Genomic DNA, 24,098 nt, shown 5'->3' on the forward strand with positions numbered 1-24,098 from the left:
TCGACTTGCATGTATTAGGCACGCCGCCAGCGTTCGTCCTGAGCCAGGATCAAACTCTCCATAATAGAAAGATGACTTGCTCATTTGAAGCTAGCGAGATTTTGCAATCTCAATTGTAGTCACTTACGTGACTGAATTTGCTGATTTGTTTCATTCATTTGTTCAGTTTTCAAAGAGCTTTATTGCGTTACCGTTTAAAGCGTTAATGTATCGCTCTTGCGGTGACAAGAACATATATTATCAGGTTTCAAAACGAAATGCAAGCGACTTTTTACATCCATTATCTTACAGCTTGGAAAAGCCTGTAGTTACTGTATTTCGGCGCCAAACATCCTTCGTACCGAGTAAATGAACGCCACCAATCCATTCATCGATCCCATTCAAAAAGATCTGATCCCATTTGCAGGCAAGAATAAGTTTACCCATTTCTGTTATCTTTACTCGATAATTTTCAAATTGCGGCGGCCACGCTTCTCCATACCTTGGGAGCTTATCTCCACCAAGCACTTGGATTAGGGGATTTTCACAATGCCAAAGCCCCTCCAGGATGCCAAAGAATTGCAAATCACCTAAGCCATAACGGCTGGCTTGCTCTGATATGTTTTGAAATAAGGACAGAATCGATACCTCATCGTCCCCTAACAGCTCAAGCGTCAGCTGCTGAATGGCTGACAAGCCATTTTGCATAGAAGGAAATCGAGCTGTATGGGCCGCTAAGGCCTTTTTAAGAAAGGGGAGTGCCGATAGGTCTTCTTCTAATAAAGCAGCCATAGACAAAGGCTCAGAAGCCGAATAGGCTGTCCAGACCTTGCAAGCAAGGGAATGCTGGTCTTCGCTCACAGGCAACCAAGCGCCATGCAGATGAAGGATTTGATCAATAGTTAACTGCCCTAGACCATAGAATGGGTCAACTCCAGGGAAGCGATCTATGCATATCAACGCCAGTTGAAAGGAACGACGAGGTGATTCAGCGATTCTAGAAAGCAAATAACACAGCATCAGTTGATCATATAGATCATGTTCAAACCATAGAACAACCTCGTCCGTTTCGTACGAGAGGGTATCTAGTTTCGCTTCCTGCTGTATAGTCTGCGCTTTGAATGTGTCCTCCGGAATGCTGTATCGGAGATTCATATAAGAAGCCCTTATAGATAGAAGGACGCTATCTGACATTTGCATGCCGATAGGTCCCTCATAGAGTGACTCGCGCCACACCAAAATCTCACCACCGATACCAGATGCGCGCAGCTTATCGCCGAACGAATCTCCGTTTACGATATGTAGCATTTTGGGCATGGCACTGTCACCTCACTTCTATATAGATTAGGCTTCACCTAGCAGTTGCAGAAGCTCATGCTCATCTTCAATGATTCGAATACCAAGCTCTTGCGCTTTAGTTAGCTTACTGCCCGCGCTTTCGCCGGCGATCACGATGTCGGTTTTTTTGGAAACACTGCCGGTGATTTTGGCTCCTCTTGCTTCGAGCTTTTTGGCGCATTCATCCCGCCCCATGGAGGAAAGTGTTCCTGTGAGGACGATGGTCTTGCCGAAGAACGGGTTATCTTCACTAGCCACGATGACCGGAGCTTCTTCTGCAACGGGGTTCACGCCTGCTGCTAGCATACGCTCAATGCTGGATACCATCACAGGATCGCGGAAGAACGAGTGAATGCTCTCCGCTACGATACCGCCCACGTCGGGAAGGGTGATAAGCTCCTCTGTCGTTGCTTCCATGATGCGCGAAAGGCTGCGATAGTGATCGGCCAGTACTTTCGTGGTGGTTTTGCCCGAGTTCGGGATGCCCAGTGCATACAGGAAAGACGCGAGATCGCGGGACTTGCTCTTATCGAGGGCGGCAAGGAGATTGCGCGCCTTTTTCTCGCCAAAGCGATCGAGCTTGACGAGATCGTCGAACTGCAAGGTGTATAGATCCGCAGGATCGCGGACATCCAGCTCTTGATGCAGCTGTGAAGCGGTCATCTCGCTGAAAAATTCAATGTCCATCGCATCGCGCGAAGCAAAGTGCGCCATCCGGCCCACGAGCTGCGGACTGCAGCCGAGACGGTTGAGACAGAAGAGGTGCGCGCCGCGCATCTCGAGTTCGCTGCCGCAGGACGGGCAATGTGTCGGTGCCACGATTTCCTCGCCGTCATTCTCCTCGGTTACCTTACCGAGAATCTCCGGAATGACGTCATTCGAACGGCGGATGTAGACGAGGCTGCCGAGGGCGTGTTTGAGGTTTTTGCGCTCAATGTCGCCGACGTTGTTGAGCGTACAGTTCTGTACCGTCACGCCTGCGAGATCAACGGCTTCTACGCGGGCTAGTGGTGTTATTTTACCTGTGCGGCCGACTTCCCAAGAAACACTTTGCAGCGTTGTCGTCGCTTCTTCGGCTTCGAACTTGTACGCAATCGCCCAACGCGGGAATTTCTCCGTATAGCCGAATACTTCTCTTGTGCGCATATCTGTCAGCTTCACGACGCTTCCATCAATGAGGAAGTCGAAGCTGGACCGCTCTTCCGCGATCCGTTCCAGCTCTCCGCTGACTTCTTCAATCGTGGAGAAATATCGCGTGCGATTGCTGATTTTGAATAGGTTATCCCGCAAGAACTGCACCATATCCGCATGATTCTCAAATTGGAGATCACTGCTATAGCCCACATTATAGAAGAAAGCGTTCAGTTTGCGCTCTGCGGTTAGTTTGGGGTTCTGATTGCGCAAAGCACCAGCTGCGGCATTTCGCGCGTTTTTGAGCGGCTCTGCAGCCGTCTGGTTGTACGCTTCAAGGACAGACAAGAACATGACGCCCTCGCCTTGCACTTCAATCGTCCCTTGATCGTACGGAATTTCCAGCGGGATCGATTTAATCGTTTTGACTTGGGCCAAAATGCCCTCGCCAACTGTCCCGTTTCCACGTGTGGAGGCTTGTACCAGCTGACCTTGCTCATACGTAAGGTTCAGGGTAAGTCCATCGAACTTAAGCTCCACTACGTACGACGGGTCTGGCAGAGGCGTTTCTGGGTTCTTGCTATTGTAATCAGCGATCAACTTAAGAACACGTGCATGCCAAGCTGCCAAATCGTCAGCGTTCTGCGCTTTGTCCAAGCTCCAGAGACGGGCTAGATGGCGGTGAGGCTCGAAGCCTTTGAGCAGCTCTCCACCCACCCGATGGGTTGGGGAAGCAGGCAGGGTGACCCCTGTCTCCTGCTCCAGCTTAGCCAATTTATCATAAAGTGCATCCCACTCCGCGTCGGAAATCGTGGGTTGATCCAGCGTGTAATAGTTATGGTTATGCTTGTTGATTTCTTGGATGAGGGTTTTCATTGCCGCGAGTTTATCGGTCATGGCGGGCTCTTCCTCTCTCTCAAATGGGATTGTTAAAGGGCAAGGCAGGGCGCTCCTACACTTTCGTTATCGGAGCGAACTTCGCGAGCAGGCGCTTCAAGCCAACAGGCGCCGGAAAAGCAATTTGCAGCTCGGTGTCATCACCCGAGCCCTTCACGGACACGACGGTGCCGACGCCCCACTTGCCATGCGACACGCGGTCGCTGGCTTTGTAGTCCGTCGTGCCGCCTGCGGCAGGCTGCGGAGCCCGGAACGCAGCCGGTCTCGACGCGGCCGCAGGGCTTGGCGCAGCCGCGCCTGCGGCAGGGCCAGTGCTTGGCCGTCCCCCGAAAGAGGACGGCGTGCCCCAGGTAGACGAGCCGGTGGTCGTGCCACGGCTCGATGCAGCGGCGCTGCCGCCGCCCCAGGACGAGGTGCCGCCGGAACGGCCACCTCGGGAGAACCCGCCGCTGGAACCGCCAGCGGATACGCTCTCCAGGAGTTCCTTCGGAATCTCCTGGAGGAATCGCGACGGCGCATTCGCAGCGGTGCGGCCAAAGAGCGTGCGCATGCGCGCGCACGTGAGGAACAGCTCTTGCTCAGCGCGCGTGATGCCGACATAGGCCAAACGGCGCTCCTCTTCGAGCTCTTCGTTGTCGGCGAACGCACGGCTGTGCGGGAAGACGCCTTCTTCCATCCCGATGATGAAGACAACCGGGAACTCCAGTCCTTTGGCGCTGTGCATCGTCATGAGGACGACAGCGTCCTGCTCTTCTTCGGGCTTGTCTTTATCAAGCGTATCGATATCCGCGATCAACGCCAGGTCTGTGAGGAAGGAAATGAGGGATTTGTCCTCATTGCGCTTCTCGAAGTCCATGGTCACGGACAGGAACTCCTCAATATTTTCGAGACGAGCCTTGGATTCGATCGTGTTCTCGCGCTGCATTTCCACGCGGTACTGAGACATCTCGAGAATTTTCTCGGTCAACTCGGTGACGGACAGATAGTCCACCATGCGATTGAGGTTATCTACCATTTCGCGGAAATCAGCAAGGGCATGTTTCGCCTTCGTATTGATTTCGAGTGAGTCCACTTCCTCCAGCATGGCAAATAGGGAAATCCCTCTGCGCCCAGCCATATCCGCCACTTTGTCCATCGTCGTATCCCCAACGCCCCGCTTCGGCACGTTCACAATACGGTTCAGGGAAATATCATCGTTCGGGTTGGAAATGAGTCTCAAGTAAGCCAAAATATCTTTAATCTCTTTACGATCATAGAACTTGACCCCGCCGACGATGGTGTAGGCGATATCTGATTTAATCAGAATTTCCTCGATCACCCGGGACTGAGCGTTCGTACGATACAAGATTGCGTGATGGCCGAAGTTCTTTCCGTTCGATTTATTCTTATTGATTTCATTCGTAACGAAGTAACCTTCTTCATACTCGGTATCGGCTTGATACAGCTTAATCGGTACGCCGCCCTCTTTATCCGTCCAGAGATTTTTCGGCTTACGACCTGTGTTGTTCGCAATGACTTTATTCGCCGCCTGCAAAATATTCGAAGTCGAGCGGTAATTCTGTTCCAATAGAATAGCCGTTGCGTTCGGGTAATCTTGCTCGAAATTAAGGATATTGCTAATATCCGCTCCACGCCAACGGTAGATGGATTGGTCACTGTCCCCAACGACGCAAATGCGTTTATGTTTGGACGCGATCATTTGGCACAGCATATACTGCGCTCTGTTCGTATCCTGATACTCATCGACATGGATATATTGAAATTTGTTTTGATAAAACTCCAGCACCTCTGGCACTTCTTTAAACAAATGAATCGTCGCCATAATCAAATCATCGAAATCTAAGGAGTTATTCGCTCTTAGCTTCTTTTGATACAGGGTATAAATTTTCGAGGTCAGCCCGTCGAAGTAGTCACCGATTTTGTCTTCAAATTGTTTAGGAGAGATAAGTTCGTTTTTGGCAGTTGAGATGGCCGCCTGGAATGTTTTGGGCTCGTGTTTCTTCGTATCAATGTTGAGCTCTTTGCAGCAAGTTTTGATAACCGACAGTTGGTCACCTGAATCTAGTATCGTAAAGTTTGAGGAAAAGCCGATCCGATTAATGTCTTTGCGCAACATACGCACACACATCGAGTGAAACGTGGAGACCCAAATATCACTTCCACTGCCACCCACCAGTTTACTAACACGATCTTGCATCTCGCGTGCTGCTTTGTTCGTAAAGGTTAGCGCTAAAATGTTCCACGGCGCCGCTTTGCGCGTGCCAATGAGGTAAGCAATCCGATGTGTGAGCACACGCGTCTTGCCGCTTCCCGCTCCAGCCATAATTAATAGAGGGCCATCCACGGCTTCTACAGCTTTGCGCTGCTGAGGGTTCAACTTTTTGATTGCTTCTAAAATATTGACAGTTTCATTCACGTTAGGGTTACCTTCCATTTCTATCAAAGTTCACATTCACGGTCTGAAGCGCCTGCTCCAAGTCACTATATATAATGTTGCCGACTACAATGGTGTCTGCTGCTTCGGCTGCTTGTTGCGCTTTCTCTAGGGAGTCTATTCCCCCGCCATATAATAATCGAGCATTCTCCAGCACCTGGCGCGTCTTGCGAACGAGCTCCATATCACCAAAGGTACCGCTGTATTCCAAATACACAATCGACATGTGAAAAAGCTTGTCCGCCATACGCGCATAAGCTGCTACGTCCTTAGCATCCAAGTCGGTTCGCGCTGAAGTCAGCTGAGCTGCCGTCGCATCTTTATTCAATATAATGTAGCCTTCAGCTACGATCTCATCCCAATTCAGCAAAGCGCCATATTCCTTGAGCGCCTCGTGATGCTGTCCCACGATCCATTTCGGATCATCTGCATTCAGCACAACAGGGATTAAAAAGAGGTCAAACCCCGGCACGATCGCTTCCTGATTCGAAATCTCCAACGCACAGGGCACCTCGTATTGACGGATCCGTGAAAGGAGATCCACCGTATTGTCGAACGTGACCCCTGAAGAGCCGCCTACGAGAATTGCATCTGTGCCAGACAGACAGAGGCGATCCAGCGCCTCATCTGAGATCTCCCGGTCTGGGTCGAGCTTAAATACATGCTTCCACTTACGTATATCGACGATCAATTGTTTCCCTCCGATTAGGCGGCAGTTCTGCCATACTATGAACAGTCTATGCTACGTGTACAAACGTGTCAAATGACAAAAGACGGGCTATTAGCCCGTCTTTTTAAGGAATATGCAACTGAACGTGTCTGATCTTCATAGAAGCTTCATTTACGCAGGAATACGCACAAATGTTCGTTATTTGACGACAATGTTAAGAATCTTCTCAACGTTGATTTCTTTGTGGTCATTTTGCTGAAGTTCAAGCTTAATTTCATGGGCACCTGTTGTTAAATTCGTGAGCGTTAATGGGCCTGTCTTACCGATCATCGCCTTCTGCTTGCCATCCACATACAGGTGGAGATGTCCTTCTCCCAGTACGTTGGCCTTATTCATGTCTTCTTCCGACAATTTAAAATTGGACGTTTGATACGTGATTGTGACATTCTTCCCATCCACCTTGTAGCTGGCATCAATCGCTGGCTTTGCACTCGTCGTAGATGCTTTCGTTCCTGTACCCGCTGTCTCCGTCTTCACTTGAACCGTAGTGGTTCCCGCATCCTTCGTCCCAGTTGCAACGGATGGGATGACCTCATCTTTGGAACCGCATGCTGTTGTTAATGCTCCCAATACCACCAAAGTAGCCGCACCATATACCCATGTTTTTTTCATCAGCTTAAGCTCCCTTTTCCCTAAGTTTGGACATCCTATGTTCCTTATATATGTGTGCCAAGCCGTACTCATTCCTGAATTAGAAAAATAGTGGGACAAATTGGAGCAAAACGCAAAAAGACACCCTGCCAATGGAAGGCCAGGATGTCTCAGTACAGTTTAAGCGTGATTACGCTTGATTAGAAGTTATATTTATTACCCTCTTGCGACCTATTCGTATAGGCGTTCCCTTCGGAACTCGAAGATGGCATGCCAAGCTGTGTACGGGAAACGATGCGTGCTTGCGCAGGTCTGCCGGTCCCCGTCATTCCTGTGTGCTCATTTGTATGGTTGGAAGAAGCCGCATACCCCTGAGGCCCACGACCATAGCTGGCTGGCTCGTGGCTTTGATCTTGGTAGCCCCGTGTTTGGGTTTGGTTATAGGAGGATTGCTGTTGTGTCTGACTTGGTGTGTATCCTTGGCCTCGGCCTTGTTGATTGTTGTATACCGCATTCGGGTACTGGCTGGCATAATTAACAGGCTGGAACGACGGTGTAGGTGTAGGTGTTGGCGCCTGGTGCTGGGCTGCAACTTGATTCAGCTGTTGACTTTGTTGTGCCTGTTGCTGATTGTACGGTTGTCTTTGTTGGTACTGTTGTTCCGTCTGGTGAGATTGCGTTTGGTACACCTGATGCTGCTGTGGTTGTGGCTCTTGCTGCGACTGCGTCGACTGCACGGAACTCCGATCTGGCTGGGTGTAGCTGGCCGAAGCCGCTCTACTCACATGCTGTTGGACGATGGATTGTACCTGAATCGCTGTCTGGCTCTGTTTCTGCAATTCTTGCTCTATCATCTGCTGCTCAGCCTGTTGAATTTGATAACCGCCAAGCTTCTGGATTTCTTGAAAAACAAGGGCTTGATCATCCAATGTTTTTTGCAATAATGTTTCGAAGGTCTGTCGAATGCCAGGGTTAGCAGCTTCCAAGGCCGCCGTTGTATATTCACGCGCACTGCGCTTCAATTCAGACAGGACGAAGTTGGCAAAGTCTAGATCTTCTAAGTCGACTTGCTGTTGTTGAGAATTTTGCTGATACATGCGTCTTGCACCTCCTTGTAGGTTCGAATTAGTGGGTCATGCCAGATTGTTGTTGCAGGGCGTTGATCAGGATACTCATATTTTGCAATCGTTCTTGAGACAGGTGAGACAAGGTTTGCTTCAAGGACTGACTTTGGCTGTTCACCGCGCCTTGTACACAAAGCTTCGCTAACAATTCTTCATTCTTGAAGGTATCCGTCAGATACGAAAGTTCTTTACCAGAAATAGCTTGATTCTCTTGCGTGCTGTACATGTGCATGTGACCTCCTTTCCTCTCTGCTATTTTTCCCAAAAAATGCCGTTTTATGTCGGAATAACAAAAAAACTGCTTCACCACAGCAGAATCACTGTAGGAAGCAGTTTTCTCATTAGGAAGCAGGCTGTGCAGGTTTACCCGCATAAGCATCTGCTACTTGCTGAATTTCCTCGGCTGTCAGCGCGTAGGCCCACTGCCCACCCTGCTTAGCAAGCCAAATTTGTTCTCCGCTCAATTTACCCTCGTAGACGTCGATAACGTCCTTCCCGTCTACCGTTAATGCAATCTCCATTTTAAGCTCTCCGCCCGTAGTCGGCTTCTGAGCTGCCACTTGAGGAAGTTCGCTGCTATGCAAGAAGATTAGCTGATCCAGCAGCGGACTTGCATCCGTGCCTTTCAACTCTTTGTCCCCCAGCTTCCAGTTCGCATCCGCAGCGACTTTATCTTTATCTGTCTTGGAAAGTGTCCATGACTGGCCTTTCCATGTCAACTTGACACTTTGTACTTTGTCGTTCTCCTGCTGAATCGGGCTTGTATCGGCAAAGTCGGCCGGCGCTTTGTTCAGTGAGGTGAGCGATTGATCACTGACTTGATACACGGCCGGAGAGCCTTCCACCTGAACGTAGGAGAATCCTTCGATCGGGAGTGCTGTCCCGACGAGTAATCCTTGCTTAGAGCCGTCCTTCAAGGTGACTTCATAAGTCCCTACCGGCTTATCTAAGCCATATTCAGCTAAATTGGACGCCTGATCCTCCACCAGCTTGGTCGACGTCACCAGACCTAACATATCTAACCAAGAGTCGACTTGATTCGAATTGATTGGCGCAGCCGCTGGCTTTTGCATATCCCATCCATTGGTCGTGCGGCTTAGCTCTATCTGCTGCTCCTCCGTTTTCACCGAGACAGCCTTCACATCTTCTTGCTTCAAGGTTAGAAGGGACTTGGGTTCATCTTTCTTCTCTTGGAAGAAGTCTTTGCTTGAGGCGTACCAGAAACCACCGATGCAAATGACGACTAACAGAATCGTTGGAATAAACCGTTTCATCCTCTTCTCCTCCTCCACCAGATCAAGCCGCCAATAACGAGGAACAAGAGTGGTAAGAACACGATTGTAATGAGGAAAATCGTATTCGCTTGGCTAGGCGTAATCATCGCTTGTTGATACGCATCTCCTTGTCGTGGACGGATCGTAATTTGGTCTTTTTGTTCTTGCAGCCAACCAATACTGTTCAAAGCAAAGTCTTTATTCCCTTGATTCTGAATATCTTCATCCAACACGAATGTAGAACCACCAAGAATAACGGCCTTAGGCTTGTTATCTTTGTCTGAGATGGCATACCCCAAGTTCAACGGTCCTTTGACATCTGTCGCATCCTGCTTCGTCTTGTTCTGTGCCAGCAGGTTAATGTCCGTTTCACCATAAGCTTTGTCCGTCGTCGTCAACAACAGCGATTTGGTGTAGTCCGGAGCACTTTCGTCAGCATTCAAGCTAACAGCCAAGGAGAGCATCGTAATCAAATTATTGCTGGATAATTTGTTCGTAATATCATGTGAGCCGTACTCTGGAATGATCGTTAACGGGTCATACAAGGACGTTTGCTTCGTTTCAATCGCAATCGCATGCTGGTCCTGAACACCATAGGTCTTCATGATGGCATCGATGTTTTTCCACTTCGTCGTCATATCCTTGTTGAAGCCTAGCGCGATGTAAATTTTACCTTTACCCTTCAAATACGTCTGAATGAGCTCTGCTTCCTTATCGTTCAAATCGTTAGTCGGCCCAAGCAGCATGAGCATTTGCGCATCATCTGGGATTTTGCCTTCCACGTAAAGATTCAGATCCTTCACGTCATAGTTTGCAGCAGCCAGGCTGCTTTTGAAAATACTCATAGCAGAGGCTGGATACTCTTGATGGCCAGAAAGCAAGTAAACCGTATGTTTCTCTGTAGACGTCAGACTTTGAATCGCTTGTGTGAACTTCTCTTCACCAGAGAAGGTATAGGAGCCATCCTGTTGTCCGACGAACAGTTCGTAGAAGTTGATGTTTTGCTTTTTGGAGCCCAATTCGAAAATAATCGTTCCGCCTTGGTCCACACCATACTGCTTGGCCATCGAAGGCTGCTTCAGCATATCGTACTCGTCGTACGTAATTTTACTGCTTTGCTTCTTATACTCAGCCACCATATCCGTGACTTGACGCGTCACAAAATCATTGCCATCCCCATTATTCGTGAATGCGATGACGTGAATATCTTGATTGAGATTTTTGAGTGCAGCGGTTGTTTGCTCCGAGAGCGTGAAATTTTTATTTTTCGTCAAATCGACCTGAAAGCCCTTAAGCGAGTGTAGGAAGATTGTCAGAAGTATGAAAATGCCGATAACGGCGATTGATAAAACAGTCGCATTAGTTCCCCGTATCCACTTATTCATTCCGCTCACCTCCAACGCTTTCTTTCAAGGACTTGTATACAAAGAACCAGGAACACAGCTGTTAATGTGATGTAAAAGAGGATGTCGCCGCCGTGGAAGACGCCTTTTTGGAGGTTGCCCAAGTGGCTTGTCAATGAGAATTGACCTACGTAATCCTTCAGCTTACCCGTCATGCTGCTGCTCACCCAATCTAATAGCCACAGCAACAGCAAAATAACAAAGCCTGTAATCCCCGCCACCATCTGATTATTGGACAAGCTGGATGCAAACAAGCCAATCGCCATCATGGCACAGCCTAGCAAGAACATGCTGAGGTACGACAACCAAGTGACAGGCATATCCAGTGTACCGAAGGATGACATGATAAGTGGATACACCAAGCTGATCGCCACTAGTCCAACTTGCACGATTAATGCGGACAAATATTTACCCAGCACGATTTCACTAATTCCGGCAGGTGAGGTTAGAAGCAGCTCATCCGTACCTTGGCGGAACTCATCCGCTACCAGACGCATGGTTAATAACGGGATGATGAACAGATAGATGAAGGTGGTATTGCCCACAATGGAGCGCGCATCCACAATCGGCGGCTGTCCGGCCACAAAGTTAATGTAAAAGAAGAAGCTCGACAACAGCACATAGAAGGCAAACGCCACATACGCAACTGGCGAGAAGAAATACATTTGTAACTCTTTGGAGCAAATCGCCCAAATTCTACGCATCGGTGTCATCCTCCTCGGTTGGAACAAGTTCAGGTGCCGCCGGCTCGTCCGTCGTCAGCTTGAGGAAGATATCCTCTAGGCTGAGGCTTTCCCGCTTCATCGCTAGGATCGGCAAGCTTGCGCTCGCGAGGTGGTAGAATAACGCTTCGCGAATGTCCTCTGAGCGATCTGCGGAGGTGACGAGGAGCTTCACGGACTCGCTTGATGCGTCAGCGGTAGCTGGAGAGGCGGCTTCGCTTGCCTCTGAGGAAACAAGAGCAGCTGGTGCGTCGAGTGCCGCTGCCGGCGCGTCGACTTCCTTGACTGCGCCTACGGACGGCAGGCTGCGCAGCTCGGTCAAGATTCGCTCGCGAGGTCCTTTGACCTCGAGCGACACCTCGAACGTCTCGCCCATTGTGCGGCCGAGATGCTCTGGGCGCTCGTCTAGGACGACGCGGCCTTGGTTAATAATGAGAACGCGGTTACAAATCGCGTTAATTTCAGGCAAGATGTGCGTGCTCAGCAGCACGGTGTGGTTCTCGCCCAGCTCATGAATGAGCTGGCGGATCTCGATGATCTGCTTCGGATCGAGGCCAGACGTAGGCTCGTCCAGGATAAGCAGATCCGGTTGATGTAGGATCGCTTGCGCGAGTCCGAGGCGCTGCTTATAGCCCTTGGAGAGGGAGCGAATGATTTGCTTCTCGCGACCTTGCAGTCCGAGCTTGTCGATGGCTTCGCCGACACGCAGCTTTTGCTCGCGCGCAGGGACATCGCGCAGGTTCGCGATGAAGCGCAGGTAGGACTGTACCGTCATCTCTGGGTACAAGGGCGGTGTTTCAGGCAAGTAGCCGATCTTGCGGCGCGCCTTCTTCGGGTTGTCAGCCATGGAGTGACCATCCACCCATATTTGACCATGCGTTGGATTCAGGTAACCTGTAATCATGCGCATCGTCGTTGTTTTGCCAGCACCATTCGGCCCTAAGAAGCCGACGATTTCACCGCGCTGCATCGAGAAGTCGATGTTATGCACGCCGCGATCATTTTCGTACAGCTTGCTGACTTGTTTGACCTCTAGCATCCAAGATCCCCCATTTCTGTGCGTTCGTATTATTCATCATCACTATACGGGTGGAACAATAAACCAACCTTAAGCAAATCTGAAAAATAGATTAAAAAATTGTGTCCGAATTGTGAACGAATGTCATGGTAAGTCACAAAGTAAATAACCGCCAGCACTAAGAGTGCCGACGGTTATTACTTGGCGGTGTGATGCCGCCGACTATTGGCTGTAAACTTCAAACTCGAAAATGATTGGCGTATAGGAGCCGCTCGTGAAATAGATTCTAGCTTTGCTGCCTGTTACGGCCGTAAACGTATCGGTCTTATTCGTTCCGATCGTCGTGCCCGTATAAGCCGTCTGCCAGCTGGAACCATTCCAATATTCAATCCGGTAGCCTGTCGTCCGATTGTCTAGATACTCCTTAATAACTGTTCTACTGAACGTCACATTCGAACCGAAATTAACCTCCAGCCATTGCCCGCTGAAACTAGTACCAGAGCCCGCCTGCCAGTTCGTAGAGGAGCTGCCGTCAAATGCCTTGTTTGCCGTTTGAGTCCCATCCCAGTTAGAAGAGGAACTGTAGCTACGGCTCAAGGCTAGATTCGCAGGAGCGCTGCCGCCGGTGTATTTGAAGTTAACAGGGCCGTAGCTATTGCCGCCTGCGCCGTACGTATTATTTACATCGTTCGAATTTGCGTCGAACTGTCTGAAGTATGCGGAGTTTATCGTTGCAACACCCGATGTCGTGAGAGACGAGTTATAGTCGTACCATTGATCCCCGCCAACTGTCTCGGATGAAGCGATAAAGTAAGATGTATTCGCTGCAAGTGTAACCGGGCTGGACAGCGCTGCATATTTGAATCCGTTCGCGTCCGCCGTGCCTGCTCCCATGTTAATAATCGTATTGCCGATAACGGTATTATCCGAGGCTTTGACGATTTTGAGCAAATGGTTGCCACTGTTGCCAGACACGTAGTATCTTCCCAATTCATATACGGTTATCGGAGAACTGCCGACCGTAATTTTCATGCCCACGAAGTCGTTGAAATTGTTTCTTAGCGTGCCCGAGAGCGTTTTACCAGTCACGAATGAGGAATAACTTGGATTGCCACTTGTCGCACTAATTGAGGTCGTCACGCTCTTTACCGCGTCCAGCAAATCCCTGTTCACGCCATTGCCCGATTTCAACGGACTGATATAACCGCCTTCGCTGTATTCATTCCACGCATACATCAAAACAGCATTAGCCTCCGCAGTACTCGTGTTTGCGCCATTCCAATTGATCGCGCTCTGCAGCTCGCTTGCCAATTCGGACGGTGTTGCTCTTGAGGCCCAATCGCTAGCACCATAGCTGCCCCACGCATAGGGAGGAGATAATTCTATTCTTGGACGAGGATCCCAACCTGCGGTCACCCATGGAATGACCTTCTTGCCAGTATTCTTCCAAGTGTCCCAGTTGCTGCGTTCGTTCGCAGTCAGCGAAGAGAAAGCCAATCCGCTGCTGCCTGGTGTGACATAGCTGCTGATCGCATTCGCTCCGATCAGATTTGCGAAGCTTGAAGCGCCGCCTGCGCTAAAATCCATGGCCACGATATATGGATCCGGCACCCCTTGTGCCGCGCTTTTCGTTCTAATTTCCGTCACGAGTGACGCAGAAACTAGATCCGGATAATTGAAACCATAGACTAGCGGTCTGCCGCCCAGCACCTTCTGATAATTAGGCTCCTTAAACCTTTCTACAAGCCAATCGACGTCGGTGGAGCTCATCGGATTGGTGAACAGGATCACTGACCACTTGATATCATTTTTATATGCGCTGGCCAAGTACCGATCTCTTTGCATCTGCAAGCCGGTGCTGCTCGGATACCAGCAGAACGCCCAATAGTCAATGCCCGCTTCTTTGGCATAGGCAATCTCTTGATCCATGACCGATTGCTGCGTTCCGTCCATAATCACGGAATTTGCCGTCGGTTCTGTCCCGTAGAAAGGCAGCCTGAAATGCCATTTATTCGCTCCAAGAGCCCTTTCTTCTTCCGTACCTACACTGGCATGGGTGCCGGTGGCTTGATTGCTAATTTGTCCATCCCACCGAATCGCGCCGATTAAACTGTCATTCGGGTTCGTTGCCTTCGCGCTTGAAGTCCGGATAAAGCTGCTTGCCAATAGACAAATTACTGAAGCCAGAATGAAAAACAGGAAAGGCACTTTCTTCAAACGCGGTTTCACATGATTCAACATCAGCTTCCCCCTCCGTTTTACTAAGTTTAATTACCCTTTCACCGCACCTGCGGTCAGTCCTTCAAAGAAATAATTGCGCATGAAAGCGAAAAATAAAATTGGCGGCACGACGGCAATCGTCAGCATCGCGAAGATGCCCCCCAAATCCGCCGCATGTGAGCTCGTAAATGAATAGACGGCGAGCGGCAGCGTTCTTTTGACTTCTGAAGTGATGAATAACAGCGGCATGAGGAAATCATTCCAAATACCAATGGACGAAATGACAATAAAAGTGATAGACACCGGCTTCATAAGCGGAAACAACACCGTGCTGAATCTGCGGTAAAAGCCGCAACCGTCGATTGTCGCTGCCTCGTCCAGCTCGCGCGGGATCGTCTTCACGAAGCCGCTGTACAGCAGAATGCCCATTGGAATGGCCTGAGCGGCGTAGATCAGGATCAATCCGAACGCTGAGTTAATCAATCCCATGCTTTTGATAATCGTATAAAGCGACACCAAGCTAGAGCCGACCGGGATCATCATGGCACTCAAGAAGAAAAGGTAGAGCAGCCGAAACATCCGCTCCGGTCTCCGCCCAATCGCATAACCGGCGAGCGAGGATACAGCGACGGCAACAGCCATGGATACCGTGGTAATGAACACCGAGTTCCATATGCCGTGAAGCACGAGCTTATTTTTAAACACATTAAAGTAATTGGTCCAATACAATTGTTCAGGAATGAGCACAACCCGGTTGATTTCAACCGTCGTTTTTAAACTCGATACAAACACATACAGAACGGGTGCGCTGATAACGATGACGACGACAGCTAACAGCGCGATGCCTAACCCTTTCATCAGATGGTCCAAACGAATCGCCATCAGTATTCAACCTCCCTTCTGCCTGTGACTCTAAGTTGAAAGAGCGTTACGACGGCGATAAACAGAAAGAACACGATGCCGATCGCGCTGGCGACGCCGAACCTTTGATATTGGAACGCATTCTCATAAATGGACATGACCACTGATTTGGAAGCATTGGCGGGGCCTCCGTTCGTCATGACGAATGGGAGCTCGAATACCTTCAGTCCGCCCGTAATCCCGATAAACAAATTCATCGTAACGAATGGCATCAGGAGCGGCAGCGTGATCGAACGGAATTTGCGAAACATCACGGCGCCGTCCAGCATGGCTGCTTCATGAATGTCTTTCGGAATGCTGTTCATGCCAGATAGGAAAATAACCATCCCCATACCTGTGTACTGCCAGAGATTCACGAAGATGAGCGTGTTTTTGACGAGAGTCGGGTCACCCAGCCAATCCTTCACTAAAGAACCAAAACCCCACGATTCCAAGAAATGATTCAGCAAACCCGTATACTGCAGCAAGGAGCTCCACGTGAGGCCAACAATAATCGGACTAATAACAGCTGGTATATAAATGAGGGTAACGGCAAGCTTGTTACCTCTGAATTTCTGATGACAGATGACCGCTATGGTTAATTGAATGATTGTACCGAAAAGAATACTCAAACATGAAAAGTAAAGCGTATTATAGAAAACCTTGCGGTTCTCCGCCTCCATGAACACCTTTTTAAAATTGTCAAAGCCTACCCAGTTGAACGTTTGGCTGTAGCCGTTCCAATCTGTCAATGCGTAGATGAAGGTTTGGATGAGCGGATAATAGACGAAAACGAGAAAAAGCACCAGGGCAGGGACGACTGACAAAGCCGCATATAACAATTCCTTACGTTTGAAAAAGGGTAGGTTCATCGTTAGCACTCCCAGAATATCCTTTGATAATAGCGGAGATCAGCATGGAATCGCGCCTTCTGCCCTCCGCTATTTATTATTTCTATTTTACTTAATCGCTTGATCCTTCAGCTTCGCGAATTCCGTATCGACTCGCTTCAGTTCTGAATCTACCGATTGACCTGCCAAAATGTTCTGATAGCTAGCCCATGTGATGCTGTCCCATGCTGGCGGGAAGGTCACTGCGCCTGCTGTGAAATGGTACTCGACCTTGGAAGCGTCGTTCGACAGATCCATCAGCGGTTTTAATACGGCATCGACTTTGACATTCACACCTGGCAGCAAGGTAGTAAGACCTTGACTTTCCAGATATTTGGTAACATTCTCTTTCTCCAAGAAGAAGTTGTATAGTTTCTTAGCTGCATCTGCATGCTTCGTCTTCGCGTTGATACCGATCGAGCGGTCTGCGGCGCCAAGCAGATGAATCTTGCCGTTCACTGGTGCATAAGAGTAGACGAATGCGCCTAACTCAAAATCGTTTTTGTTCGCGTTCTTTATCGGATCCAGACCTGTCAACCATGGGCCTTGCGGAATCATAGCCGCTTTACCGTCTACGAAGTATTGCACGCTCTGGTCGTATGTCAGCGTTAAGCTCGGCTTCGCGACGATGCCTTCACTCACCCATTTGCCGAACTCCGTAAAGGTGTTCTTGTAGAGGTCAGAAGGCTTGACTTCGCCTTTGTACAAAGCGTCATTATAGTTTGGATATTTGCCGAAATTCTCTGCGTTGCGGTAAGGGTCAAACATGATGCGGAATGGCCATCCGTCTTTGCCGCCGAACACGACCGGTTCTTTGCCATCTGCTTTGATTTTGGCCGAAATGGCGTAGAACTCTTCCGGCGTCGTTGGAGCCTTAATGCCCAGCTTGTCAAAATACTTTTTATTATAGTAAATCGGCCATAGCTCACCGCCGCCGTTGACGATGGAACCGTAAATTTTGCCATCCTGCGTATAGTAACTGGTCAATTCTTTAGACTGCTTAAGGGTTGCCGTGCCCGGCTCATTGGATACGTCCATCAGCCAACCCTCTTTGACGTAAGATGCGTATTGGGCAGATTTCATAAACAAGTACACGTCCGGACCATCGCCAGCAAGGAACTTGGTTTTAAGCAATTGATCGTATTTTTGGCCGTCGAGTACAGTATCTTCTACTTTGATGTTCGGGTATTTCTTCATGAATTCTGCCAAAATCGGTTTATCTTCACCTTTCGACATCCACGAAACGTACTTGAGTGTAATTGGTGTAGAGTCGCCTCCGCTCGTTGTGCTTGTCGAGCTGCTCGAACCGCTGCTGCATGCCGTCAAACCTACTGTAAGTGCGGATGCCAATAGCACGAACATCGATTTTCTCATCGTCATTTTCATTTGTAATCCCCCCGGAATAAAGTGTTGGAACTGGTTCTAGCCTCATCATACTATCGAGGTGTTTTTCCAGATAGGCGTAATTTTCTCTGAAAAGGTGGAATCGCTTACGAACTTATTGAAACACACCTCTCTTCCGTTGTTCATTCACTTAATTCCTAGTAAGATGAGAAAATAACAACCTTAGGCAGGCAGGTGAATGCGCGCGATGAACTCTCCCTTGGCTTTCCTAACCGCCATCCGTAAACCATTTCGTAAAGAGATCCGATATAAGCTGCTATCTATTCTCATCGTATTGACACTGCTTCCTGTTTCATTCTTTGGGCTTGTCTCGTATCGAATTTCGGCAGGCATCGTGGAAAGCGACTTCGTTCGCTACAAATCACGCATCATCGATCAGATCGCCAACAACTTGGATGAAAATATTAGCTATTTAACCCGCCAATCCATGTATGTCTATCCGAATCTGCAAGACGTACTGCAGGTGCTGACTACGGAGGCCAATCAAATTAACCCAACGTACATGGAGTACTATAACCGTGTATATGATTTTCTAAATACGCTGTTGCAAAGCAACGACCGGTTTGATTCCATTACTCTGTTCTCGCTGAACGGTGAAGCCAAATTTTTTGCGAATAAAAGAGGCATCGGCTCACTCAATCTGTATAGGGTGCAGAACGACGAGTGGTTTACCCAAACGCTTAATCTGCAAGGTGTTCCGCTCTTTCAGGAGCCACATGTGAACGAGTTTCTAGCCGTTGGTCAAAGCGAACGCCAGTCTGTCATTTCGGTTTCCCGTTCGATTCTCGACATTTCTTCGCCAGGTAATCAACCCAAAGGTGTCCTCGTTATCGATCAGAATATGGAGCGTATTCAACAGCTATTTACCAATACGGAAACGGATGCCGAAGAGACGGTCCTTGTACTCGGTAAGAATGGACAGCTGATCTACACCAACCGTAAGGTTAGTGACGCATGGATTACTCGCTTAAATCAAAGTCTCAACGCAGGACCTTCTACCTCGAGCTCTATAAACGCGAACGTTGAAGGGACTGAGTCGATCGTTACCTATCGGATCTCACCACAAAACCAGTGGAAAGTTGTTTCTATTCTCCCTGTAAGCGCTTTAAAGAAGAAGAGTGCCTACTTGAAACAAAGCACCCTCTTCTTGTTATTAGTACTCATGATGTTGGCGCTGCTCATGGCTTTCTTATTCTCACAATGGATTACGAAACCTTTAAAAAAACTGATGCGCTCCTTCCGCTCCTTCCAGCACGGCGATTTCTCAACCCGCATTCAACTGAAGAGAGAAGACGAGTTAGGTATGATTGGCGAAACCTTCAATACGATGGTCGCTGAGCTCAAGGATTTGATTGAAACGAAATACGAGCTCACGATATTGCGTAATGAGTCAGAATTAAAGGCGCTGCAAAATCAGATTAATCCGCATTTTCTATACAACACTTTGTCTTCTATTAAAGCGGTTAGCGACAAAAAGGACTCTGTCAACGCCTCGATCATGGTCCAGCATCTATCCGACATGTTCCGGTACAACCTGAGTAAAGGCGACTTTATTGTACCCTTTTACAAAGAGCTCGAATATATCCAAAGTTACTTATTTCTGCAAGAGCGCCGGTTCTCGGACCGATTCACCGTCCATTATGATATCGACGAACGATTGCTGGAGGTACCGATTCTTCGTCTGACGCTCCAGCCTTTTATTGAAAATGCGATTTATCATGGGCTAGAGCTCAAAAGAGATAAAGGTGAGATTCGGATTTCAGGGCAAATCTTCGAAGAGCAATGCTTCATTTATATTTACGATAACGGACTAGGCATGGAAGAAGCCCAACTGGATGCGATTAATCGGAATCTGGAGAACAACTCGCTTCAGCCTGCTGAAACATCGGGTGGAAGCGAACGTATTGGCATGACGAACGTGCATACGAGGATCCAGTATTTTTTCGGCCCGGCCTACGGCATTAAGCTGTCTAGCAAACTTGGTTCACATACGATGGTCAAAATCACCCTACCTTACAGACAAAAGGATTGATTATCATGAACATTCTAGTCATTGATGACGAAGCATTGGTTCGAGAATCCGTCGTCATGCAGCTTCGCAACTTACATGCTGGGATGATTGCTGAAGCGAAAGATGGCATCGAGGGACTTGAGATGCTGCGGCAGGGCGACTACCAATTGGTTATCGCGGATATCCGTATGCCGGGCATGGATGGATTAACGCTCATGTCCACAGCGAAGCAGTTGGAGCTAACCCCAGCATTCGTGTTTATTAGCGGTTACGATCTATTCTCCTATGCGAAGCAGGCTGTTCAACTCGGTGCCATTGATTATCTACTGAAGCCGATCAAAGATGGGGAGCTGCTCGACGCTGTGAATAGCGTTCGGCAGTCGCTGCGATCACGCGAGATACAGCAAGAGTCTTTGTCGAAGATGGAAATGATCGCCCATCACGGCATTCAGTCGATGCGGAAGCAATTTTTCAGATCACTGACCAGAGACGATTCCTTCGGGGAACTGTATTTACAGCGTAAATTTCAGGAGTTGGAGATCCATTTTGCCCATCCGCTATTCAGTGTTGTATGCCTTAGTGTGGATCATTACGCCAAGCTTTCACATGAGCTTAACTTAAGAGATCGGGAGCTGATCAAATTTTCCGTGGAAAATATCGCTTCTGAAGCATTGGACGCACAAGAAATTGTGCACTATCCCTTTGACACTGAGGATGGGATTGGATTCGTGCTGAATTATAACGACGATGTTGCGGCGGAGGGCCAAGCTGAGTTAAAACGAGTCGGCGAGGAGCTTTGCACATGTATAGAACGGTATACCAAACAGACGGTTACAGTAGGCATTGGTACTAGCATTCGTGAGCTAAGCCATCTCAAGATTTCTTATGAAGCCTCTCAGAAAGCCATTCTTCAGCGTCTCATCCGAGGCGGCAATCATGTATTCATAGCGGGGTTAGTGCCTATTAAGAACGAGCAGACGGTCGGCTCCATCCCTCTGAAATGCGATCAAGAGCTATTGTCATCTTTTGAACGAAAACAGCCAGAGCTGGCACTCGCTTCCATTCAAGAATTGCTGAAGCCTTACCGTAGCACGCCCTCTTTCGCTGTCGATGCTGCCCATTTTACACGTCTCAACTTTCAATTGATATTGGTGATTTTTAAACACTTGAGGCAGCTCGGCCTTCAACCTGAGGAGGTGCTTGGCGAGGAGTTCTTGCTGTCGCAAGAAGTGAATGCTTGTGACAGCGTGGATCACGTCGTGGAATGGTTCAGCGGGAAGCTCGACCTGATCTTTGAGGCGTTCTCAGCTGCTGCAGCGGATTCCATGCCTAGGAACGGCGGCAGTAACCATGCGTTGATGGAGAAAGCGAAGCTGTATATTCGACAGCATTATGGGGGCGATATCACACTGGATAGCGTTGCGCAGCACGTCAATTTAAGCCCTTCTTATTTCAGTAAGCTGTTTAAAGACGAAACCGGCGAAAACTTCCATACCTATTTGCTAGAGCATCGGATGAATGTTGCCCGCGCCCTGTTGAAGGAGGGTGTTTATAAAGCGAATCAGGTGGCTGGTATGGTTGGGTTTCAAGATGAGAAATATTTCTATAAGGTATTTAAAAAAATGACCGGATTTACACCGAGCGAGTATCGTCAGTTGTGAGACGGCTGTTGAACCGATTCCATATACAGGAAGCAGTCAACGTCGTCTCGTCGATCCCATGGAAGCAATCTTGTGACAAAACAAAAAAACTGATCTTTCTTGTATACGCACAAGAGAAAACCAGCGTTTTGCAATTCAATTCTCACTCTTCAAATCAACAAATCTTATCCTTCTGCCAGCGAATGGATTCATCCCACTCAGAGAAGGCAAGGTTTTTATCCTTCCAGTAAAATTGAAAATTATCGTTCCTCCAGCCTTCGTATACTTGCTCCCATGTATAGGGACCGTGCGGCAGAAGCGAGCTGCCGTCGATGACCTCATGAGCGGACTGATAGCGATAATCGCAGGAGAGACGGATTTTGCTGCCTAACAAGTTAGGCATAGCCTTATGCACCGTGTAGCTGTGGAAGACGATTACGTCGCCAGAATAGTAATCGTCATACGCCCATTGGAGATCATACCCGCACAATATTGTTGCCAGCCCGCCCGCTCCGGAATGACTGGTCACGTCAAGAACTCCAAGCTGATTGCTGCGCTCAAGCATCGCAAGACCACCGAGCTCCCGGGGACAATCCCCCAGCGGAATCCAGCAGCTCCACGTCTCCGCCGTACCTTGAATGTGTATAAAATCCTGGTGCGGAGGCGTCGGTTTCATGGCTGAATGAGGTAACATTAAGCGGCAAATATTGCGCGGATGCGGAAACGGTTCATCTTGAAATAATATTTGATACACACGAAGCAGGGAGGGGTCATGGGCGAGGGCATGAAAATCCTCTAGCTTCTGAATCTCCAAATAGATATCCTCCGATACACCAACTCCAAATTCCCCACTCGGCAGCAGCCTGGATACAGCTTCCAGATCTGCGATTCCATCCATGATCTCATGCCCGCCAGCGAGCAATCCCTGGTTCTTCAATATATTGAGTATCTGCCGACGCAGTCCTATTACTCTGTCCTTCGGTAGCAATCCCCGAAAAAATAAATACCCGTCCCGCTCCGCCTGCTCGCGCAGACGTCCCGGTTCATCTAGCAGCTCCGTCCGATCTTCGAATCCTTTCCGTGGCTCCCTAAGCGCGTTATCTTGGCTCAATTGATCTCCATCATTGAAACTCATCTCCGTTTCCCTCCCCAGAGCCAGACAATCTCATTGTTCCATTTATCCTCTAAAAACGTCGCGGATTGCCTCCAAATACCCGTATCCATGCTCGGTATCCGGCTCCAAATAACTGCCCTCGGTCCATTCGTTCCACGAATTAATGGTAAGGATGCGGGGCTCCGTATGTTGTTCTATAAACGTTTTGGCAAAGGAAAGTGCCTCTTTAAACGCCTCTGGTGTATTGTTCGTCAAAATTGGCGTGTGCGGATAGCCGAGGAGATCATACACATCCGATTGCACGGTACGCGGACTGGCATCCCATCCCATAGAGACGTTCGGGAAGTAGGGCAGCTCATAGTCCGACGTGAATTTCTCGAAATTTTGAATCGCAATGTCCCGATACTCCGTGTAATCGCTTCCAGGGAAGTTCGGAATTTCATCGTGATGAATCCAGACGTAAGATGTGATGCTGTCAAATCCAAGCTGCGCTAGAAATCCATTCACATCAACGATCTTGTCTTCACCAGGCAGGTTAGCAATGCCCCAAACGACCGCATTGAGATGAAGCTCGCCTAGGCCGCTCGCTCTCACTCGACTGCGGAAATCATCCAGAATCCGACGTACCTCAGATAGGTTTCCACCGAGTCCTTTTACCAAATTCATCAGTTCATAAATCGAAAAATATAAGCCCCCATTCACGCGCCAATAGGAGGGATGATGAAAATAGTGCTCAATCATGTAGTTGGTCGCCTCAATAAACTGCTGTTCAGTGACCGTTCCTTGGGCAAGAATGGGATACGGCTTGTGCCGAGTTGCCGGCATGATCTCCATCCAGTCATGGTTCGCCCACATTAAAGAAAATTTGAGCCTGTCATTATTCTCAGCTTTGAGAAACCCGCGTTCCAATGCACCATGGAGGTACGGCCCATCATCATACCAATACCAGTCGAAAATAAAGCTGTCGATACCATGATCGGCTGCCGCATCGATTTTGCGTGCCATGACCGCCGGATCAGCCTCGTCTTCATAGCCCCAAAGCGGCACCTTGGGCTGCTGGTGTCCTGGGAAACGCGGCGTTGCCCCCTTCATAAGGGCCCATTCGTTCCACCCTTTTCCATGCCGCTCTTCGTTAATCTCATCGATATGATAATTCGGGAAATAGTAAACCGCCACTTCCGTTTTAGCTGTTTGCTCCACTGTCATCGTGAACTGCCCCCTTCCACTTTCCTCCATTCTAGCTGGAAAAAACGACGAAAGCTTTGGTCAATTCAACGA

The 24,098-nt window shown here is 48.9% G+C and carries 19 protein-coding genes and 1 rRNA gene; 2 read left to right on the forward strand and 18 right to left on the reverse strand.

Going from position 1 to position 24,098, the window contains the following annotated elements; translation table 11 throughout:
• The 16 genes from AC58QO_RS26300 to AC58QO_RS26375 form a co-directional block, all read right to left on the reverse strand.
• A 16S ribosomal RNA gene (locus AC58QO_RS26300) occupies window positions 1–65 on the reverse strand; the annotation flags it as partial.
• 220 nt (window positions 66–285) lie between these two features.
• Complete coding sequence (locus tag AC58QO_RS26305) at window positions 286–1,296, reverse strand: DUF1835 domain-containing protein (RefSeq protein WP_497270772.1); 1,011 nt, start codon at window positions 1,294–1,296, stop codon at window positions 286–288.
• Window positions 1,297–1,323: 27 nt separating this feature from the next.
• Complete coding sequence (gene ligA, locus AC58QO_RS26310; protein ID WP_497270774.1) at window positions 1,324–3,345, reverse strand: NAD-dependent DNA ligase LigA; 2,022 nt, start codon at window positions 3,343–3,345, stop codon at window positions 1,324–1,326.
• A gap of 55 nt (window positions 3,346–3,400) precedes the next feature.
• Entirely contained in the window at window positions 3,401–5,779 is a 2,379-nt protein-coding gene (gene pcrA, locus AC58QO_RS26315; protein ID WP_497270776.1) for a DNA helicase PcrA, read from the reverse strand.
• On the reverse strand, window positions 5,769–6,470 hold the full coding sequence (pcrB, locus tag AC58QO_RS26320) for a heptaprenylglyceryl phosphate synthase (RefSeq protein ID WP_497270778.1): 702 nt from the start codon (window positions 6,468–6,470) through the stop codon (window positions 5,769–5,771). Before pcrB ends, pcrA begins: the two co-directional genes overlap by 11 nt.
• A gap of 177 nt (window positions 6,471–6,647) precedes the next feature.
• The gene (locus AC58QO_RS26325; RefSeq protein WP_497270780.1) at window positions 6,648–7,121 is read right to left on the reverse strand and encodes a hypothetical protein; all 474 of its coding nucleotides are present in this window, start codon (window positions 7,119–7,121) and stop codon (window positions 6,648–6,650) included.
• Between the two features lie 179 nt (window positions 7,122–7,300).
• Window positions 7,301–8,197, reverse strand: coding sequence for a spore coat protein (locus AC58QO_RS26330; RefSeq protein ID WP_497270782.1), 897 nt, complete (start codon window positions 8,195–8,197; stop codon window positions 7,301–7,303).
• A 28-nt stretch (window positions 8,198–8,225) separates the two neighbouring features.
• Complete coding sequence (locus tag AC58QO_RS26335) at window positions 8,226–8,450, reverse strand: hypothetical protein (RefSeq protein WP_497270784.1); 225 nt, start codon at window positions 8,448–8,450, stop codon at window positions 8,226–8,228.
• Window positions 8,451–8,565: 115 nt separating this feature from the next.
• Window positions 8,566–9,498 carry a DUF4340 domain-containing protein gene (locus tag AC58QO_RS26340; RefSeq protein ID WP_497270786.1) on the reverse strand — a complete coding sequence of 311 codons (933 nt, stop codon included), beginning with the start codon at window positions 9,496–9,498 and terminating at the stop codon, window positions 8,566–8,568.
• Window positions 9,495–10,883 carry a GldG family protein gene (locus AC58QO_RS26345; protein ID WP_497270788.1) on the reverse strand — a complete coding sequence of 463 codons (1,389 nt, stop codon included), beginning with the start codon at window positions 10,881–10,883 and terminating at the stop codon, window positions 9,495–9,497. Before AC58QO_RS26345 ends, AC58QO_RS26340 begins: the two co-directional genes overlap by 4 nt.
• 5 nt (window positions 10,884–10,888) lie before the next feature.
• A complete protein-coding gene (locus tag AC58QO_RS26350) occupies window positions 10,889–11,605 on the reverse strand; it encodes an ABC transporter permease subunit (RefSeq protein ID WP_497270789.1) in 717 nt (238 codons plus the stop codon).
• Window positions 11,598–12,662 carry an ABC transporter ATP-binding protein gene (locus AC58QO_RS26355; protein ID WP_497270791.1) on the reverse strand — a complete coding sequence of 355 codons (1,065 nt, stop codon included), beginning with the start codon at window positions 12,660–12,662 and terminating at the stop codon, window positions 11,598–11,600. The genes AC58QO_RS26350 and AC58QO_RS26355 overlap by 8 nt, the downstream gene beginning before the upstream one ends.
• Window positions 12,663–12,863: 201 nt before the next feature.
• Window positions 12,864–14,882, reverse strand: a complete 2,019-nt coding sequence (locus tag AC58QO_RS26360; RefSeq protein ID WP_497270793.1) for a galactose-binding domain-containing protein — start codon at window positions 14,880–14,882, stop codon at window positions 12,864–12,866.
• 30 nt (window positions 14,883–14,912) lie between these two features.
• A complete protein-coding gene (locus tag AC58QO_RS26365; protein WP_497270795.1) occupies window positions 14,913–15,743 on the reverse strand; it encodes a carbohydrate ABC transporter permease in 831 nt (276 codons plus the stop codon).
• Window positions 15,743–16,633 carry a carbohydrate ABC transporter permease gene (locus AC58QO_RS26370; RefSeq protein ID WP_497270797.1) on the reverse strand — a complete coding sequence of 297 codons (891 nt, stop codon included), beginning with the start codon at window positions 16,631–16,633 and terminating at the stop codon, window positions 15,743–15,745. The genes AC58QO_RS26365 and AC58QO_RS26370 overlap by 1 nt, the downstream gene beginning before the upstream one ends.
• 87 nt (window positions 16,634–16,720) lie before the next feature.
• Complete coding sequence (locus AC58QO_RS26375; protein WP_497270799.1) at window positions 16,721–18,037, reverse strand: ABC transporter substrate-binding protein; 1,317 nt, start codon at window positions 18,035–18,037, stop codon at window positions 16,721–16,723.
• A gap of 205 nt (window positions 18,038–18,242) precedes the next feature.
• Here AC58QO_RS26375 and AC58QO_RS26380 point away from each other — a divergent pair, with 205 nt between their 5' ends.
• On the forward strand, window positions 18,243–20,087 hold the full coding sequence (locus AC58QO_RS26380; protein ID WP_497270801.1) for a sensor histidine kinase: 1,845 nt from the start codon (window positions 18,243–18,245) through the stop codon (window positions 20,085–20,087).
• A gap of 5 nt (window positions 20,088–20,092) precedes the next feature.
• On the forward strand, window positions 20,093–21,727 hold the full coding sequence (locus AC58QO_RS26385; RefSeq protein ID WP_497270803.1) for a response regulator transcription factor: 1,635 nt from the start codon (window positions 20,093–20,095) through the stop codon (window positions 21,725–21,727).
• Window positions 21,728–21,881: 154 nt separating this feature from the next.
• Here the strand turns inward: AC58QO_RS26385 and AC58QO_RS26390 are convergent, their stop codons facing one another.
• Both AC58QO_RS26390 and AC58QO_RS26395 read right to left on the reverse strand, forming a co-directional pair.
• Window positions 21,882–22,841 (reverse strand): phytanoyl-CoA dioxygenase family protein, encoded by a 960-nt coding sequence (locus AC58QO_RS26390; protein WP_497270805.1) that lies wholly within the window; start codon window positions 22,839–22,841, stop codon window positions 21,882–21,884.
• Between the two features lie 42 nt (window positions 22,842–22,883).
• Window positions 22,884–24,026, reverse strand: coding sequence for a glycosyltransferase WbsX family protein (locus tag AC58QO_RS26395; protein WP_497270807.1), 1,143 nt, complete (start codon window positions 24,024–24,026; stop codon window positions 22,884–22,886).
• Between the last annotated feature and the right edge of the window lie 72 nt (window positions 24,027–24,098).

Source organism: Paenibacillus sp. J31R30 (assembly GCF_059692115.1).